General features: G+C 64.7%; 14 protein-coding genes and 1 pseudogene. 5 read left to right on the top strand and 10 right to left on the bottom strand.

What is annotated here, in order from left to right:
* Window positions 1-19: 19 nt before the first annotated feature.
* Window positions 20-1,006 (top strand): Csu type fimbrial protein, encoded by a 987-nt coding sequence (locus H0I86_RS19865; RefSeq protein WP_180921799.1) that lies wholly within the window; start codon window positions 20-22, stop codon window positions 1,004-1,006.
* Window positions 1,007-1,220: 214 nt separating this feature from the next.
* Here the strand turns inward: H0I86_RS19865 and H0I86_RS19860 are convergent, their stop codons facing one another.
* Both H0I86_RS19860 and H0I86_RS19855 read right to left on the bottom strand, forming a co-directional pair.
* Window positions 1,221-1,976, bottom strand: a complete 756-nt coding sequence (locus tag H0I86_RS19860; RefSeq protein ID WP_180921798.1) for an anti-sigma factor family protein — start codon at window positions 1,974-1,976, stop codon at window positions 1,221-1,223.
* On the bottom strand, window positions 1,973-2,479 hold the full coding sequence (locus tag H0I86_RS19855; RefSeq protein ID WP_009044629.1) for an RNA polymerase sigma factor: 507 nt from the start codon (window positions 2,477-2,479) through the stop codon (window positions 1,973-1,975). The genes H0I86_RS19860 and H0I86_RS19855 overlap by 4 nt, the downstream gene beginning before the upstream one ends.
* Before the next feature lie 177 nt (window positions 2,480-2,656).
* On the opposite strand from H0I86_RS19855, the gene H0I86_RS19850 reads away from it, so the two are divergent.
* Both H0I86_RS19850 and H0I86_RS19845 read left to right on the top strand, forming a co-directional pair.
* Entirely contained in the window at window positions 2,657-3,742 is a 1,086-nt protein-coding gene (locus tag H0I86_RS19850; RefSeq protein ID WP_180921797.1) for a catalase family peroxidase, read from the top strand.
* Window positions 3,739-4,278: a cytochrome b gene (locus H0I86_RS19845; protein WP_180921796.1), complete on the top strand. Its 540-nt coding sequence runs from the start codon at window positions 3,739-3,741 to the stop codon at window positions 4,276-4,278. The genes H0I86_RS19850 and H0I86_RS19845 overlap by 4 nt, the downstream gene beginning before the upstream one ends.
* 42 nt (window positions 4,279-4,320) lie before the next feature.
* On the opposite strand, the gene H0I86_RS19840 is transcribed toward H0I86_RS19845, so the two are convergent.
* Window positions 4,321-5,532, bottom strand: coding sequence for an MFS transporter (locus tag H0I86_RS19840; protein WP_180921795.1), 1,212 nt, complete (start codon window positions 5,530-5,532; stop codon window positions 4,321-4,323).
* Between the two features lie 97 nt (window positions 5,533-5,629).
* Between H0I86_RS19840 and H0I86_RS19835 the strand changes: the two are divergent.
* Window positions 5,630-6,073 (top strand): annotated as a pseudogene (locus H0I86_RS19835) (winged helix-turn-helix transcriptional regulator); the annotation flags it as partial.
* 5 nt (window positions 6,074-6,078) lie between these two features.
* On the opposite strand, the gene H0I86_RS19830 reads toward H0I86_RS19835, so the two are convergent.
* Both H0I86_RS19830 and H0I86_RS19825 read right to left on the bottom strand, forming a co-directional pair.
* Entirely contained in the window at window positions 6,079-7,230 is a 1,152-nt protein-coding gene (locus H0I86_RS19830) for a M14 family metallopeptidase (RefSeq protein WP_180921794.1), read from the bottom strand.
* Between the two features lie 510 nt (window positions 7,231-7,740).
* Window positions 7,741-8,082, bottom strand: coding sequence for a DUF6124 family protein (locus tag H0I86_RS19825; protein ID WP_180921793.1), 342 nt, complete (start codon window positions 8,080-8,082; stop codon window positions 7,741-7,743).
* A gap of 131 nt (window positions 8,083-8,213) precedes the next feature.
* On the opposite strand from H0I86_RS19825, the gene H0I86_RS19820 reads away from it, so the two are divergent.
* Window positions 8,214-8,879 (top strand): LexA family protein, encoded by a 666-nt coding sequence (locus H0I86_RS19820; RefSeq protein ID WP_180921792.1) that lies wholly within the window; start codon window positions 8,214-8,216, stop codon window positions 8,877-8,879.
* 56 nt (window positions 8,880-8,935) lie between these two features.
* On the opposite strand, the gene H0I86_RS19815 is transcribed toward H0I86_RS19820, so the two are convergent.
* The 5 genes from H0I86_RS19815 to H0I86_RS19795 are packed head-to-tail and all read right to left on the bottom strand — an operon-like array spanning window position 8,936 to window position 14,759.
* Window positions 8,936-10,882 carry an acetyl/propionyl/methylcrotonyl-CoA carboxylase subunit alpha gene (locus H0I86_RS19815; protein WP_180921791.1) on the bottom strand — a complete coding sequence of 649 codons (1,947 nt, stop codon included), beginning with the start codon at window positions 10,880-10,882 and terminating at the stop codon, window positions 8,936-8,938.
* Entirely contained in the window at window positions 10,882-11,697 is an 816-nt protein-coding gene (locus tag H0I86_RS19810; protein ID WP_023964344.1) for a gamma-carboxygeranoyl-CoA hydratase, read from the bottom strand. Before H0I86_RS19810 ends, H0I86_RS19815 begins: the two co-directional genes overlap by 1 nt.
* A gap of 17 nt (window positions 11,698-11,714) precedes the next feature.
* Window positions 11,715-13,322 carry a carboxyl transferase domain-containing protein gene (locus H0I86_RS19805; RefSeq protein WP_180921790.1) on the bottom strand — a complete coding sequence of 536 codons (1,608 nt, stop codon included), beginning with the start codon at window positions 13,320-13,322 and terminating at the stop codon, window positions 11,715-11,717.
* A complete protein-coding gene (locus H0I86_RS19800; RefSeq protein ID WP_180921789.1) occupies window positions 13,323-13,586 on the bottom strand; it encodes a hypothetical protein in 264 nt (87 codons plus the stop codon).
* Window positions 13,587-13,595: 9 nt separating this feature from the next.
* Entirely contained in the window at window positions 13,596-14,759 is a 1,164-nt protein-coding gene (locus H0I86_RS19795; RefSeq protein WP_180921788.1) for an isovaleryl-CoA dehydrogenase, read from the bottom strand.
* Window positions 14,760-14,979 lie beyond the last annotated feature (220 nt).

Genomic DNA, 14,979 nt, shown 5'->3' with positions numbered 1-14,979 from the left:
TAATCGGGAGTCAGTGAACATGGACAGGTTGCGTCGTTATTGGAGGCTGGGGTTGTTGCTGTTGGCGTTGTTGCCCGGGGCGGTCCAGGCCCTGTGCTCGGTGGTCAGTACCTCGCCGGCGAGTTTCGGCACCCTCAGTTCGATCCTGGTGCGCACCACCTCGCAACCTGCTTCCAGCACCAACGCCGGCCTGGCCTGCACCGGCTCGTTGGCGACCCTGATGGCCAGCAACGACCATTTCTACGCCACCATCACCTCCTCGCAGAGCGGGCTGCTGGGCCCCACCGGCGATGTCATCGGCTACACGATCTACGGCGACAACAGCACCAACTACCCCATCACCCGCGGCGTGCAGTTCGACTTCGCGCGCAACTCCATCGTCGACGCCCTGGGGCTGCTGGGCAGCCCGACCGTGGCCAAGGCCATTCCGGTCTACCTGGGCAGCATCACCGGCAGCAACGTCGCCGCCGGCATCTACACCGAGACCCTGAGCATTGCCTGGAGCTGGAACTACTGCGCGGGGATCGGTGCGCTGGGCGCATGCCTGGGGCGCGATATCGGCAGCGGTGTCGCCAGCCTGACGGTCAACCTGACGGTAGCCAACGACTGCGTGATCACCGCGCCCAACATCAGCTTCGGCAGCGCGCCGGTGATCAGCGCCTTCGCCACCGTCAGCGGGCAGACCATCAACCTCGCCTGTACCAAGGGCAGTGCCTACACCGTGGGCCTGGACGATGGCCAGCATGCCGTCAGCGTCGGCGGGCGGCGGCGGATGATCTCGGGGAGCAACTACCTGGCCTACGACATCTTCAAAAGCGCCGGCACCACCCGCTGGGGCAGCGTGGGCGCGGCGCGGCGGGCCAGTTCCGACGCCGAGGTGAACCCCGGCAACGGCCTGGGCACCGGCAGCCAGGTGTTCAACTACAACGCCCGGATCTACACCGACCAGGCCACGCCGCCGGCGGGGACCTATATCGACAACGTGGTGCTGGATGTGGGGTTTTAAGGGGGGAGTGACCTTATTGTGCTAGTCGCAGGTGTTTGTGGTGTGGCGCAGATCCTGCGGCTGCTTCGCCGCCGATCGCAGCCTACGGCAGCGGCTATAGGTGAAGGTGATGGCCCAGATGACGGGGTCGATGTAGCCGCTGCCGCAGGCTGCGATAGGTCCGAAGGACCTCTGGCGGTCTCAAGGCTGGCCCACCGGGTACGGGCGCTGTGGCTCAAAATTTCTGGGTGTCCTGCAGCCGCTGTGCCACCGCCGAACCGCTGGGGCTGACCATGGCGTAGTTGTAGCCGCTGTCGGACCAGTAGTCGGCCTGCAGTTCGCCATCGCTGCGGCTGCCCCGGGGCAGCAGGTAATTCCTCGGTCCCGGCGGGCGGATATAGAAACTGATCCTGTGCCCGCCCTGGTCTTCGTACAACACCATCGCTGCCGGCCCTTGATCGGTGCTCAGCAAACGCCCGCTGACCGCCTGGAACCCGGCCTCGCGCAGGTCCGGCAAGCGCTCGGCCTGGGTGAAGTAGCGGTCGAGCCAGGCCTGCATGGCGCCGTTGCCCCGGACCTCGAGGTCGGCCGGGAGGACGCCTTGCTGGGCGAACAGGCGATAGGCTTGCAGGGCGTCGGTCATCGGCAGCGGCAGAGCACTGGCCAGGGTCATTTCCCGCGCCTGCCAGCCACTCAGGCCGCCGACGCCGAGGGCGATCAACAGCAGCGCGGCGCTGGCCAGGTGGCGGCGCGACTGGCGCTTGAGGCGCTGGCGAATCAGCGCCGGGTCCAGGCCAGGGTTGGCCGGTTGCTGCAGGGCGCCGCCGAGGGCCGCACGCAGCTGCTGGGCGTCCTGTTGCCAGGCCTGGACCTGAGCGGCGAGCTGCGGGTGGCTGCTCAGGTAGCTTTCCAGCAGGCGCCGGTCGCTCTCGCTGAGCTGATGATCGACGTAGGCGTGCAGGTCGCGTTCGCTGGGGGGCAGGCTGATCATTTGAGTATCCGCAAAGAAGGGCTGCTGATTTCGCCGTCGCTGAGCTGGCGCAGGGCCTGGCGCGCCCGGGACAGTCGGGACATCACGGTGCCGGTGGGCACGTCGAGGATAGTGGCGACTTCCTTGTAGCTCAGGCCTTCCACCGAGACCCAGAGCAACAGCGCGCGCTGCTCGGCGGGCAGGCGGTCGAAGGCCTCCAGGGTCGATTGCGCGACCACGCTGCGTTCCACCGAAGGCTGGGCGTCGTCGCGCCCGGTGAAGAATTCCAGCATGCGCGCATAACGCCGTGAGCGGCGGTGCGCGTCGAGAAACTGCCGGTAGAGAATGGCGAACAGCCAGGCCCGCAGATCGCCCTCGGGGCGTTTTTCGCCCCAGCTCGACAGCGCCCGTTCCAGGCTCGCCTGCACCAGGTCGTCGGCGCTGCTGGGCTGACGGCTCAGGGACAGGGCGAAGCGCCGCAACCGGGGAATGATTTCACGCAGCTGTTCGTCGATATCGTTCATGGGGGCCTGCAGGTTGTTGGCCAGTCGCTACGCTTGCAACAGCACACTTGCGCCAGACGCCCGGCAACGCAGGTTATTCCCGTGCCCGAAAAATAAATAGCGGGCCAGGGAATAACCGCTGCCGGGGTTCGTCTGACCTGTCCTTTCCACCTGTGGCCCGCGGCCCTGGAGATATTCATGGTAGATCGTCCATCACCCCCTGATCGTCCGCCGTTGAGCGCGGCCAGCCTGAGCCTGCGCCTGGCCGGGATCGCCCTGGTGGTCGCGGCCCTGGCCGGCGCCATGGCTTATGTAAACGGCACTTTCGATCCGCAGCGCCTGACTCCCAAGGCCCTGGTGGATGTGCTGGAGAAAAACAACGGCGTGCACCCGGGCTTCCGTCGCAACCACGCCAAGGGTGTATGCGTGGTCGGTTATTTCGAGAGCAGCGGCGAGGCCCGCAGCTATTCCAGCGCCCAGGTGTTCAACGAAGCGCGGACCCCGGTGGTCGGGCGTTTCGCCTTGCCCCCCGGCAACCCCTATGCACCTGACGGCAGTGTGCCGATCCGCAGTCTGGCGCTGCGTTTCACCCAGGCCAACGGCCAGCAATGGCGCACCGGGATGAACAGCATGCCGGTGTTCCCGGTGGGCACCCCCGAGGCGTTTTACCAGTTGCAGCAGGCCAGTGCGCCAGAGCCGGCGACCGGCAAGCCGAACCCGGCCAGCGTGCCGGCGTTCTTTGCCGCCCACCCGGAAGCCATGCCGTTCCTGCAATGGATCAAAAGCGCCAAGCCCTCGGCCAGCTACGCCACCGAAACCTACAACGGCATCAACGCGTTTTACCTGGTGAGCGCCACCGGGCAACGCCAGGCGGTGCGCTGGGGCGTGGTGCCGCTGACCCAGGACGCGCCCGGCGCAGTAGTGCCTGAGGGTAACGACTTCCTCGAAAAAGACCTGGTGCAGCGCCTGGCCGCGGGACCGTTGCGCTGGCGCTTGAGCATCACCCTGGCCAATCCGGGCGACCCGACCGACGACGCCAGCAAGGCCTGGCCCAGCGAGCGCAAGGTGCTGAATGCCGGGACCCTGGTGCTGGAGCGCAGCCAGCCGCAGAACGAGGGCGAATGCCGCGACATCAACTACGACCCGCTGGTGCTGCCGAGCGGCATTGCCGCCTCCGACGATCCGCTGTTGGCGGCCCGTTCGGCGGCCTACGCCAGTTCCTATCTGCGCCGCACCAGTGAAGTCGATCAATTGCCCCACGCTGCCCAGGAGTCCCGCCCATGAGCGCCCAACCGAATCATTTCGCGCCACTGGCGCGCCTGCTGCACTGGCTGATGGCGCTGATGATCATTGCCATGCTGTTTATTGGTGCCGGCATGGTGGCCTCGGTGTCCGAGCGCCATGAGTGGCTGATCCACCTGCACAAGCCGCTGGGCATTGCCATTCTGCTGCTGGTGATCGTGCGTCTGGTCGTGCGCTTTTCCACCCGGCAACCGCCGATGCCGGCGGACCTGCCGGGCTGGCAGGCATTGGCGGCCAAGGCCTCCCATGTGCTGCTGTACGCGCTGATGCTGATCCTGCCGCTGCTGGGCTGGGCGATGATTTCGGCGGCGGGCGACCCGGTGATGCTCGGCAGTTCGCTGCAACTGCCGTCGATCCTGCCGGCCAATGCCCAGCTGTTCGCCTTGTTGCGCAAGGCTCACGGCTTTCTCGCCTACCTGCTGTTCCTGACGGTGCTGCTGCATCTGGCGGCGGCGCTGTTCCATGGCTGGGTGCGCCGCGACGGGGTACTGGAAAGCATGCTGCGCGGCAAGGACTGAGGCGCGTGCGGTGCGGTCGAGAAGGGGCACACCGGCCCCGACTCAACCGGCACACACCAGGGCTTTGCGCGGGTTCAGGCTCCACAGCCAGTACAGCAGCGCCACGCTATTGATCGCGGCGCCCAGCAGGCACACACCGGTCCAGCCCGCCCAGGCGTACATGGCGGTGGCGCCGATCGAGCCGCTGGCGCTGCCGATCGAATAGAACAGCATGTAGCCCGCGGCCAGGCGGCTCTGGGCCTCGGGGCGGGTGCTGTAGATCAGGCTCTGGCTGGTGACATGCACCGCCTGCAAACCCAGGTCGAAGACGATCACCCCCAGCAACAGGGCCCAGAGTGACGATTGGGTGTAGGCGATCGGCAACCAGGAGGCCAGCATCAGGCTCAGCGCCAGGCCGCTGGTCCACTGTCCCAGGCCATGGTCGACCAGGCGTCCGGCGCGCGAAGCCCCCAGGGCTCCGGCCGCCCCGGCGAGGCCGAACAGGCCGATCTCGGTGTGCGACAGCGACAGCGGCGGGGCGCTCAGGGGCAACACCAGCGGGGTCCACAGCACAGTGCCGGCGCCGAAGATCAGCATCGCCAGCACCGCTCGATCGCGCAGGACCTTTTCTTCGCGGAACAGACCGAACAGCGAGCGGATCAGTTGACCGTAGCTGTGCATTGCCGCCGGTTGCTCGACCTTGGGCAGCACCCGCCACAACAGCAGTGCCATCAACAGGGTCAGCCCGGCCGACAGCAGGTACACCGAACGCCAGCCGGCCAGGTCGGCCATGGTTCCCGAGACCGTGCGCGCCAGCAGGATCCCGAGCACGATGCCGCTGGTCACGCTGCCCACCACCCGGCCACGTTCGCCCGGCGCGGCCAGGTTGGCGGCATAGGCCACCAGCACCTGGGTCACTACCGCGAGCAACCCGGTCAGGGCCATGCCCAGCAACAGCCAGGTGCTGTCCGCGGCCAATGCCACCATCAACAGGGCCACGACCGACAAGCTCGTCTGGCCGACGATCAGGCGCCGGCGGTTCAGCAGGTCGCCCAGCGGCACCAGGAACAGCAGGCCGAGGCCATAGCCGACCTGGGTCAGGGTGATGACCAGGCCGATGGTCGCCGGCGGCATGTCCAGGCTGTGGGCCATGGCGTCGAGCAGGGGTTGGGCGTAATAGACATTGCCCACCGCCAGCCCGCAGGCAATGGCAAAGAGCAGCACCACCGACGCCGGAATGGTGGCGGATGGCAGAGGGGCGATTGCGGCTGTCATGCTCGGCTCCGTGAATTCTAGTTTCTTTATGAAACCAGTTGTACGGTAGAGAGGCTGGTTTTATATTGCAACCACTTTCCTGTCGCGAGTCTGCATCATGGTCAAACGCACAAGCCTGGAGGGCGCCGAATGCCCGGTAGCCCGTTCGCTGGACGCTATCGGCGACTGGTGGTCGCTGCTGATCATTCGCGATGCCTTCGACGGCATCCGCCGCTTCAGCGAGTTCCAGCGCAATTTGGGGATGGCCAAGAACATCCTCGCCGCCCGCCTGCGGACCCTGGTGGCCCACGGCATCTTCGAAGTGCTGCCGGCGTCGGACGGCAGTGCCTATCAGGAGTACGTGCTGACGCAGAAGGGTAACGGCCTGTTCAACCTGATCATCGGTCTGCGGCAGTGGGGCGAGGCGCATTTCTACGAGGAGGGGGAAGCGCATTCGCTGATGGTCGACCGCGAGCAGGGGCTGCCGCTGCGACCGCTGGAATTGCGCTCGGCGGACGGGCGCTTGCTCGGGCCCGAGGATTGCCGGCGGGTGCCGGCGCAACAGGATCAGCGCAGGATGCCGACCATGTCGGCCACGGTGCTGAGAACGTCCTTGCCCAGTTGCATCGAGCGTTTTCCCGACCAGCCGGTGAGCGGGTTGGGATTGTCGTCGTGGTCCTTGAACGGCATTTCCAGGGTCAGCGACAGGCAGTCGAACTTCTCGCCGACGCTGTTGCAGGCCAGGGTCATGTTGGCTTCGCCAGGCTTGTCCCTGGTGTAGCCGTGGGTGGTCTGGAAGTCCCGGGTCTTGTGTTTCAGGTGGCTGCGGAAATGCTCCTCGAGCTTGGCCAGGCGTGGCGTATAGCCCGGGTTGCCTTCGCAGCCGGCGGTGAACACATGGGGGATTTCTTCGTCGCCGTGCACGTCGAGGAACAGGTCGACGCCGTACTGCTCCATCTGTTGCTGGACGAACAGCACTTCCGGGCTGAGCTCCTGGCTGGCGCTCTGCCAGGCGCGGTTCAGGTCCTGGCCCATGGCGTTGGTACGCAAGTGGCCGTGGAAGGCGCCGTCGGGGTTCATGTTCGGCACCAGGTACAGATCGGCGCTGGCCAGCAGCCTGTTCAGCTCGGCATCGTCACGGTGCTGCAGGCGTTCGATCACCCCCTCCATGAACCATTCGGCCATGTGCTCGCCAGGGTGCTGCTGGGCGATGATCCAGACCTTGCGCCGGCCTTCGCCGCCGCTGCCTTTGCGCAGCAACTGGATATCGCGACCCTCGACGCTTTTGCCGGTGGCCAGCAGTTCGGCGCCGGCCTTGGTCAGCGCCTGCTCGATCAGCCAGTCATGCCGGCCGCGGCTGTAGGGTTCGAAATAGGCGAACCAGGCGTGGGTCTGGGTGGCTTCCAGGCAGAAGCGCAGGGTATCGCCTTCAAAAATCGTCGGGACGCGGAACCAGTTGACGTGGTCGTAGGACGCCACCGCCTGATAGCCGGTCCAGGCCTTGTTGTACGAGGATTTGCTGGCGTTGCTCAGGCGGAACCAGTGTTCCTGGCCGACATGCAGGCCGCTGGCCTTGAAGTGGAACCACTGGAAATGCGCGCTGCGAGTGTCGGGCTTGATGGCCAGCAGGACTTGCGAGGGATTGCTGGCATCCAGTACTTCGATATTGCCGCTGTCGAAATTGGCAGAGATTTGAAACGAGCTTTGAGCCACGGTCATGGTCGATTCCTGAACAGGATTTTTATGGCCGTTACTTTAGCAAGGCAGGGAAATACCGGGGTAATTTCCGCAGGAGAGGGGGGGCGTCGTCCTTGACGCGAAAGCAGCTTAGAAGCTATACGATTGATTCTCAAGCGCTGTTTTTGCATTTGCGAGCCGTTGCGGCGGGCGTCGGCTTGCAATGAGGCATTCTTTTGCTATCATCGCCGCCAATTTAGCGGTACCCAGTCTTCATTAGCCTGAAGCCAAGCCAGAAAAACTGGCAGAAAAAAAAGACCCGGCAAAAAGCCGGGTCAAAAACCGTGATTAGCCTGATGAGGAGATAATCCAGGAGTCCGACCTAAGGTCTCTTGGGTTATCGACTGATCTCGCGACCAGTTGCTTGCAATAATAATCATTATCATTTGCAAGTCAAATGTTTTTCCCCGCCTTTCAGAAAATAATTTCCTGGCTCTGTTGTCAGCCTTGTTCATCGGCCGGGTCGGCCGTGGGCGAATTCTGCCGTGCATTTCATTCCTGGCGCTGGCTGTCCAGCGAGCGATCCACCAGCGCCTTGGCCATATCGATCATGTGCACCACGGAAAACGCCAGGTCCCGTCGGGTTCCCCGCAGGTGGTCGGCGGCCTCGTAGGCGCTGGCCGCGGCGCAGCGCAGCAGGTCGGAAGCGTGGATCATTGCTTCCTCGCTGCTGATGCTGTGTCTGACCTCGAAGAACTTCTCGTCGATCGCCGCTTCTGCAATAGCCGGTTTCAAGTAGTAGTCCATGGCCCGGCGGGCGGCCTCGCTGTCCTTGAGGGCGTTGAAGCCGACATCGGTTTCCAGTTCCGGTGCATCTTTGCTGGTTGTGCTCATGAGTGGTTCCATCCTTTGACGTGGAATAAGAGGGTCTGAGGAATGGTAATACTTAATGTATTTGTGACTAGGTTTCAAATACTACAACTTGTGTGTTGAGGGCCGAAATACACAACGTATTGTTCCGGTCCATGGACAAATGGATCGAGTTGGTTAAATCCAACATGAAGGACCGCAAGGTCACACAAGAAAAGCTCGCGGAGCGCCTGGGCATGTCCCAGGGCGGCATCGGCCATTGGCTGAGCAAACGGCGCCAGCCGAAGATCGAAGACATGAACCGGGTGCTGGAAGAAATCGGCCTGGGTTTTCTCGAAGTCGCGCTGGTGATCCGCGAAAAACCACAGGTGGATGACGAGGGCCAGTTGCTGCTGGAAGGGCCGTCACTGGTGCAGAAGTACAACCCGTACTTTCGCTACCCGGTCAGCGACTGGCGGGGCGTTGGCGAGGTGCGCGAGGCCGGTGGCGCGGGCTACACCGCCGAGCGTTACGAACTCTCTGACTACCAGGCCGAAGGCTCGGCTTTCTGGCTGGTCGTGGTGGGCGACGCGATGATTGCCCCCAGCGGCCTGAGCATCGCCCAGGACATGTTGATCCTGGTGGATCCGGCGGTGGAGGCGGTTCCCGGCAAGCTGGTGATCGTGCAATGCCCGGGCAGTACCGAAGCGATTTTCCGCAAGCTGGTGGAAGAGGGTGGGCAACGTTATCTGGTGCCGTTGAATCCGACTTATCCGAAGACGCTTTACAGCGATGAGTGTCGGATTATTGGTGTGGTAGTGCAGGCTACCGCTAAATTCTGACGTAAAAATACGATCGTTCCCGCAAGGCTGCGGGAACGATCTTCTGCCTCAGGAGCTTATTCCAGCTCCACCAGGGCACTTCCCTCACTGACCATCTCGCCTTCCTGGCAATACAGCGCCTTGACCACCCCGGCTTGCGGTGCGCGGATGCTGTGCTCCATCTTCATCGCTTCCAGGACTACCAGTTGCGCCCCGGCTTCGACACTCTGCCCGGCTTGCACCAGGACCCGCACGATGCTGCCGTTCATGGGCGCGGTCAGGCCGCCATGATGACTGTGGCTGGCCTCCACCGCGGCAATCGGGTCATAGGCCGTGACCCGGTGCATTTCGCCCTGCCACTGCAGGTACAGGCTGTCACCCTGGCGAATCACCCGGTGCTGCTGGCGCAATCCCTTGTGTTCGATCGACAGCTGCTCGCCGTGCAAGGCCATGGCCGCGTTGCCGGTGTCCAGCTTGATCGCCCGGTCCTGGCCCTCGCAGTCGAGGTGCAGCACGGTTTCCCGCGGCAGGCCGATGCGCAGGCCGCTGGCCTTGGCCCAGGGGGAATGGCGGTCGTCGGTGCGCACCTGGTCCGGCTGGCTCTGGGCGAACGCCTGGGCGGCGGCTTGCCAGAACTCATCGCTCAAGGCGGTGGCCGGTGGCAGCAACTGGTCCTGATAGCGCGGGATAAAACCGGTATCCAGCTCGGCGGCGGCGAAGGCCGGGTGGGCGATGATGCGCCGCAGGAACGCCAGGTTGGTCTTCAGCCCGCCGATGGCGAACTCGTCGAGCATGCCCAGCAGGCGCAAGCGCGCCTGCTCGCGGTTCTCGCCCCAGGCGATCAGCTTGCCGAGCATCGGGTCGTAGAACGGCGACACGCTGTCGCCTTCCTCGACACCGCTGTCGACCCGCCGCCCAGGACCCGCCGCCGATTCGCGGTACAGCGCCAGGCGCCCGGTGGCCGGGAGGAAGTCGTTGCTCGGGTCCTCGGCGTACAGTCGCACTTCGATCGCATGCCCGATCAGCGGCACCTGCTCCTGGGTGATCGGCAGCGCTTCGCCCTGGGCCACGCGGATTTGCCAGGCCACCAGGTCCAGCCCGGTGATGGCTTCGGTGACCGGGTGCTCCACTTGCAGGCGGGTGTTCATTTCCATGAAGAAGAATTCGCCGCGGGCATCCAGCAGGAATTCCACGGTGCCGGCGCCGACGTAACCAATGGCCTGGGCCGCACGCACCGCGGCTTCGCCCATCGCCTTGCGCTGTTCGGCGCTCAGGCCGGGGGCGGGGGCTTCTTCGACGACTTTCTGGTGGCGCCGCTGGATCGAGCAGTCGCGTTCGTTGAGGTACAGGCAGTTGCCGTGCTGGTCGGCGAACACCTGGATCTCCACATGGCGCGGCTTGAGCACGTACTTTTCCACCAGCATCCGCGAATCGCCGAAGGACGACTGCGCTTCCCGCTGGGCCGAGGCCAGGGCTTCGGCCAGCTGGCTGACGTCCTCCACCACTTTCATGCCCTTGCCGCCACCACCGGCAGTGGCCTTGAGCAGCACCGGGTAGCCGATGTGTTCGGCGGCGACGCGGAAGGTTTCCAGGTCCTGGGCTTCGCCGTGGTAACCGGGGACCAGGGGCACGCCGGCGGTTTCCATCAGGGCCTTGGCCGCCGACTTGCTGCCCATGGCGTCGATGGCCGACGCCGGCGGGCCGAGGAAGATCAGGCCGGCGGCTTCGATGGCGCGGGCGAAACCGGCGTTTTCCGAGAGAAAGCCGTAGCCGGGGTGAATCGCCTGGGCGCCGCTGGCCTTGGCGGCGGCGATCAGTTTGTCGATCTGCAGGTAGCTGTCGGCGGCCTTGCTGCCGCCCAGGTCGATGCGCAGGTCGGCTTCGCGGCTGTGGCGGGCGCCACGGTCGGTGGCGCTGTGCACGGCCACGGTGGTCAGGCCCAGGGCCTTGGCGGTGCGCATCACGCGGCAGGCGATCTCGCCGCGGTTGGCCACCAGCAGGGTGGTCAGGACAGGGGCGCTCATCAACGCGGCTCCTTGGTGGTCGGGGCGGGCTGCCAGCTGGGCGGGCGTTTTTGCAGAAAGGCGCGCAGGCCTTCCTGGCCTTCGGGGCTGACGCGGATGCGGGCAATGGCGTTCTCGCAGTAGCGACGCAGGGCCGGAGTCAGGGCGCCGTTGCCGACTTCGCGCAGCAGGTCCTTGCTAGCGCGCATGGCGCACGGGCTGTTGAGCAGCAGGTTGTCGATCCACGACGCCACCTGTTGTTCCAGCTCGGCCGCCGGGTAGCTTTCCGACAGCAGGCCGATTTCCCGGGCGCGCTGGCCGCTGAAGCGCTCGGCGGTCAGGGCATAGCGGCGTGCCGCGCGTTCGCCGATGGCCTGCACCACGAACGGGCTGATCACCGCCGGGGCCAGGCCGATGCGTACTTCCGACAGGCAGAACTGCGCGTCGTCGGCGCCGATGGCCATGTCGCAGCAACTGATCAGGCCCAGGGCACCGCCGAAGGCCGCGCCTTGCACCACGGCCAGGGTCGGGATCTTCAGCTTGGCCAGGTTGTACATCAGCTCGGCCAGCTCGCGGGCGTCGTCGAGGTTGGTGTGGTAGTCGAGTTCGGCCGACTGCTGCATCCAGGCCAGGTCGGCACCGGCGCTGAAGTGCTTGCCGCGGCCGCGCACCAGCAAAAAGCGCAGGGCCGGATCGCTTTGCACCTGATCCAGGGCAAGGATCAGCTCGCGGATCATTTCGGCGTTGAAGGCGTTGTTCTTTTCTTCACGGCTGAGCCACAGCGTGGCGAAACCACGCGGGTCCTTCAGCAGTTCCAGGGTGTTGAAGTCGTTCATGTCGGTCTCGCGCAGGGTTACATGCGGAACACGCCGAAGCGGCTCTGTTCGATAGGGGCGTTGAGGGACGCGGACAAGGCCAGCGCCAGGACGTCGCGGGTCTGTGCCGGGTCGATGACGCCGTCGTCCCACAGCCGGGCGCTGGAGTAATACGGATGGCCCTGGTGTTCGTACTGATCGAGGATCGGCTGTTTGATCTCGGCCTCCTGGGCGGCGCTGAAAGTCTGTCCGCCACGTTCGGCCTGCTCGCGCTTGACTTGCACCAGCACCCCGGCGGCCTGCTCGGCGCCCATCACGCCGATCCGCGCGTTGGGCCACATCCACAAGAAGCGTGGGTCGTAGGCGCGGCCGCACATGCCGTAGTTACCGGCGCCGAAGCTGCCGCCGATGATCACCGTGAACTTCGGCACCTTGGCACAGGCCACCGCGGTCACCAGCTTGGCGCCATGCTTGGCGATGCCGCCGGCCTCGTATTTCTGCCCGACCATGAAGCCGGTGATGTTCTGCAGGAACAGCAGCGGGATGCCGCGCTGGCAGGCCAGCTCGATAAAGTGCGTGCCTTTCTGCGCGGCCTCGGCGAACAGAATGCCGTTGTTGGCGAGGATGGCGATCGGGTAGCCGTGCAGGTGGGCGAAGCCGCACACCAGGGTGGTGCCGAACAGCGCCTTGAACTCATCGAAGACCGAACCGTCCACCAGTCGCGCGATGACTTCGCGTACATCGAAGGGTTGCTTGGCGTCCGCCGGAATCACCCCGTACAGCTCGTCGCTGGCATACAGCGGGGCGATCGGTGCGCGTTGCTGCAACTCGCCCTGCTTGCGCCAGTTGAGGTGGGCGATGCTGCGCCGGGCCAGCGCCAGGGCGTGTTCGTCGCTGTCGGCATAATGGTCGGCGACACCGGAGATCTTGCAGTGCACATCGGCGCCGCCGAGGTCTTCGGCGCTGACCACTTCACCGGTGGCGGCCTTCACCAGCGGCGGGCCGGCGAGGAAGATGGTGGCCTGTTCGCGGACCATGATCGCTTCGTCGGCCATGGCCGGCACGTAGGCGCCACCGGCGGTGCAGGAGCCCATGACCACGGCGATCTGCGGGATGCCCTGGGCGCTCATGTTGGCCTGGTTGAAGAAGATCCGCCCGAAGTGCTCGCGGTCGGGGAACACCTCGTCCTGGCGCGGCAGGTTGGCGCCGCCGGAGTCCACCAGGTAGATGCAGGGCAGGCGGTTCTGCTGGGCGATGGCCTGGGCCCGCAGGTGCTTTTTCACGGTCAGCGGGTAGTAGGAGCCGCCTTTCACCGTGGCGTCGTTGGCCACGATCATGCATTCGACACCTTCCACCCGGCCGATGCCGGCAATCACCCCGGCGGCCGGCACGTCTTCGCCATACACCTCATACGCCGCCAGCTGGCTGACTTCGAGAAAGGGCGAGCCTGGGTCGAGCAGGCGGTTGATGCGCTCGCGCGGCAGCAGTTTGCCGCGCGAGGTGTGCCGTTCCTGGGCCTTGGCGCCACCGCCTTGCTGGATCTGGGCGAGCAGGGTGTGCAGGGCGTCGACCTGTTTGAGCATCGCTTCACTGTTGGCGACGAACTCCGCCGAACGGGGGGTGAGCTGGGTATGCAGGATAGCCATTCAGGACTCCGGGTCGAGAGTGATTGCGATGCTCTCGGCTTTCGCCGAGTCGAGCCGCTCAGGGTCATAAACGAAGTGAATCCAGTTCGGCGTTTTGGCTTCTCTATTGATCGGCTCATAACCAAGCGTCCGCAATTGCTGTGCAATCTGTCCGCCGACGCGGCGTTGCTCGCTGGTCAAGGAGATCAATGCGACGAAGCCATCCGCAATGAAGTCCTGGACCATCTGTGCGATGGGGAAGGGGGAAGTACTGTAGACCTTCATGGTGCTTCCTTACTTGGTTTCGTTGAACAGTTCGCGACCGATCAGCATGCGGCGGATCTCGCTGGTGCCGGCGCCGATCTCATACAGCTTGGCGTCGCGCAGCAGGCGCCCGGCGGGGAATTCGTTGATGTAGCCGTTGCCGCCGAGGATCTGGATCGCGTCCAGGGCCATCTGGGTGGCGCGTTCGGCGCTGTAGAGGATCACCCCGGCAGCGTCCTTGCGCGTGGTCTCGCCGCGCTCGCAGGCCTGGGCCACGGCATACAGGTAGGCGCGGCTGGCGTTGAGCTGGGTGTACATGTCGGCGACCTTGCCCTGGATCAGCTGGAACTCGCCGATGCTCTGGCCGAACTGCTTGCGGTCGTGGATGTAGGGCACCACCAGGTCCATGCAGGCCTGCATGATCCCGGTCGGGCCGCCGGAGAGCACCACGCGCTCGTAGTCCAGGCCGCTCATCAGTACCTTCACGCCGCCATTGAGGATGCCGAGGATGTTTTCTTCCGGCACTTCCACGTCATCGAAGAACAGTTCGCAGGTATTGGAGCCGCGCATGCCCAGCTTGTCGAACTTGTTGCTGCGGCTGAAGCCTTTCCAGTCGCGCTCGACGATGAACGCGGTGATGCCGTGCGGGCCCTTTTCCAGGTCGGTCTTGGCGTAGATCACATAGGTGTTGGCGTCGGGACCGTTGGTGATCCAGGTCTTGCTGCCGTTGAGCACATAGTGGTCGCCGCGTTTGTCGGCGCGCAGTTTCATCGAGACCACGTCGGAGCCGGCGTTGGGTTCGCTCATGGCCAGGGCGCCGATGTGTTCGCCGCTGATCAGCTTGGGCAGGTATTTGCTTTTCTGTGCGGGGTTGCCGTTGCGGTTGATCTGGTTGACGCAGAGGTTGGAGTGGGCGCCGTAGGAGAGGGCGACCGAGGCCGAGCCGCGGCTGATTTCTTCCATGGCCACCACGTGGGCCAGGTAGCCCAGGCCGGCACCGCCGTATTCTTCCGGCACGGTGATGCCCAGCAGGCCCATGTCGCCGAACTTGCGCCACATGTCGGCGGGGAACAGGTTGTCGACGTCTATCTGTGCCGCCCGTGGCGCCAGCTCGGCCTTGACGAAGGCCTGCACCTGGTCGCGGAGCATGTCGATGGTTTCACCGAGGGCAAAGTTCAGGGTCGGATAGCTCATGGGGGCACCTTCAAACTTGTTTTTATATAAGGGAGTCGGGCTGTGGAGAGCAGCTGATTCAGCTCTCACCTTTACGTTAACGTAAGCCTGCGACGGGTGGCTGTCAATCACCCTTTACGTAAACGTCAACTTGCGCCAGAGTAAGGGCGTTTTCTCTGGGGGCCAGGCTCCTTCGCTACATGCCTGGCTCATGCTTACCCACTAATAAAGACAATAGGGG

The sequence above is a fragment of the Pseudomonas chlororaphis subsp. aurantiaca genome (assembly GCF_013466605.1).
GTDB classification, from domain to species: domain Bacteria; phylum Pseudomonadota; class Gammaproteobacteria; order Pseudomonadales; family Pseudomonadaceae; genus Aquipseudomonas; species Aquipseudomonas chlororaphis_I.
This window is presented reverse-complemented; position numbering and strand designations above follow the sequence as displayed.